The following is a 2,320-nucleotide window of genomic DNA, read 5'->3' on the forward strand; positions in this document are numbered from 1 at the left end:
GTGTAGCACTCAAAGGCTACTTACGGATGGCTACCCAATTGATGCAAACCTAGGCTAAAACCAAAGTCTTCTTTATATATGGTGACGACGGTTTGCTAACGAGCCCTTCAAGTGTTGCCCCAAGGAATGTTTCGCTTTGCCTAACGGCTGTCACCAAGGTTACGTAGCTTTCAAAGACGAGTTCACCTGTTTCTGGTTCGGGCGCAATACCCTTCACGACATCAATGACCCCTGCATTCCAAAACTTTCTACAATAGCTATTTGCACATTTCACGATGTTCGGATAGGCGCGGCATTGACGCCAGAACAAGCGCATCTGTTCGGGCCCTGCCCCAAGAATATACTTGTTGGTCAAAATTTCTCTGAGGTCACTATTTCCAGATCGGGCCTCATCGATAAGGCCCTTTATATACCCGAGCCTTTCGCTTGGCTTCATGCTATAGAGCTTCTCAGTCATAAGCATTGTGCGATCAAACAATATTCTATTGTCGTACCTCTTTGTCGGACTGCCCCATGAATTCTTCGGGTTTGTTAGACGATCCTTGCGTTGATAGTTGGCTTTACGGCAATTTTCTGAGCAATATTTCTGGTTTGAACGTCTAGGTGTGAACTCAGCTTCACATGTAGGGCAAATTGAAAATGTATTCGTCACTGCTTTCTTCCTTTTTCAGCATTCTGGGACCGGTTGGGTCCCTCATGTTGAGGCCGAAGAATGACCAGCCAACGTTTTTGAGCTCCAGAATATGCCCTAAGCACACTTTTTAGCTAAACGAATAGTCGATAATATCCATATTTTATAGTGCATTACGCCTAATCTTGGCTGTGCCCTGAATCAGTCCAAAGGAGAGACTTTAGCTCGCCATTTGCCGTCCCGCTTTTGTCGGTAACGAAAACACCGCTTCCCGACTCATACAGCGCCTTCTTGTGCAATCCCTACCAAAGCTAGCCTGACCTTACAGGAAGGACTCTGACGGCCCTCTCAGCAAGCCTTGAGGCGAGGAATGGTGTCCTGTTGGGGTAGTTCCTCAACGTGACGCCGTGATCCAGTATAAGCTTGCCTGACAGCCGATTGAATTGGCTATTTTTAGTTGATGCAGTGTGAGGTCTAAGTAGTAGCTAAAGCTACCTAGGTTCGTCTTTTCTCACAGCCATATTACGTCAGCCCAGAGCGATCTAGCTATCATCTGCATAACTATATACGCGAAGAATTGACCCCGACTGGTTGCCTAACAACCAAAAGCCACAACGCACCTCAGGTGTACCGTTAATCGGTCCAATGGGAGCTTTGGGTCACCCCTGTCCCCATAAGCAGCGTACCATTGGATCTGCTAAGCTGGATGCCATACAATGCCATTTCTGCCAAGGTGCTCCAACCGCTGTCGTCTTTGAGCGTGCTGCTGGGGGCTCTTATCCTGACAAAATCAGGCCTTGCTGGATAGGACCTATTCTCAAAGATCAGTGATCCGTTTATTCAAATCACCTGAAATCAAGACACAAAGCCCCAATCAAGAGCAATTTGCGTTGCCGTATCCGTATCTGGGTCAGCTGACTCATAAAGACTTTCAAGAATTTCAGTGGAGCCTGAAGTATTTTCCGAGCTTACTGCAATGTCTGCCAAAGCTTCCGCCTTGTTAATGTCACCTTGGTTCAGCAAATCCAAGTAGAACTGCCGCCCTGCCGCATCTGAGGCTCGGTCTAATACGTTGAGATAGATCTGCTCCAAGAAAGCTTGGTTCGACATCGTGTTGACGTCGCCGAAGTTATCCGTGAATTCTTCACTGGTCATCAGGTCAGCTGCAAGAAATGCATTCGAGAGGTTATCTCGCTCTGCAACGTCAATGTAGAAGTTCAGTCCTGGAAGGTCGATATCGCCATCGCGGTTCAACGCAGCTTCGTAAAGGAGTGCCACACGCTCACCAGTATCAAAATTGGTCTTGTTGAGCGTTTCGAAAGGCACGTCGCCAGTATCGAGGGCACTGCCAACTTGCAGTTCAATGTCGCCATCGTCAAAGCGCAGGAAAGAGATATCAAATAACTTGTCGCGACTGCCGTCAGGACCGATTACAACCGCATAGTCCGTGCCTCCCAGAATTGTATGTACCGTAGAAAGACCATTGAATTTCGCTACGTCGCCATCACTCGTGTCTGAGCGCGAATTTTCTCCAAAAATAACGTCATCCCCTGAACCGCCGAAAAGTACATCCGTGCCTTCGCCGCCTCGAATAATGTCATTTCCGCTACCTCCGTCGACAGTGTCATCCCCAGCTCCGGCAGCAATTATGTCATCGCCAGCACCGCCACTGATAACATCTGCTTGCCC

At 48.2% G+C, this 2,320-nt stretch carries 2 protein-coding genes; both read right to left on the reverse strand.

Annotated elements, in window-relative coordinates:
• Positions 1–49 precede the first annotated feature (49 nt).
• Entirely contained in the window at positions 50–652 is a 603-nt protein-coding gene (locus ACSHWX_RS18345) for a hypothetical protein (RefSeq protein WP_435669654.1), read from the reverse strand.
• 834 nt (positions 653–1,486) lie between these two features.
• The coding region (locus tag ACSHWX_RS18350) for a DUF4214 domain-containing protein (protein WP_435669655.1) at positions 1,487–2,320 on the reverse strand (834 nt) is incomplete at its 5' end.

It is taken from the genome of Maritalea sp., assembly GCF_051251695.1.
Classification (GTDB): domain Bacteria; phylum Pseudomonadota; class Alphaproteobacteria; order Rhizobiales; family Devosiaceae; genus Maritalea.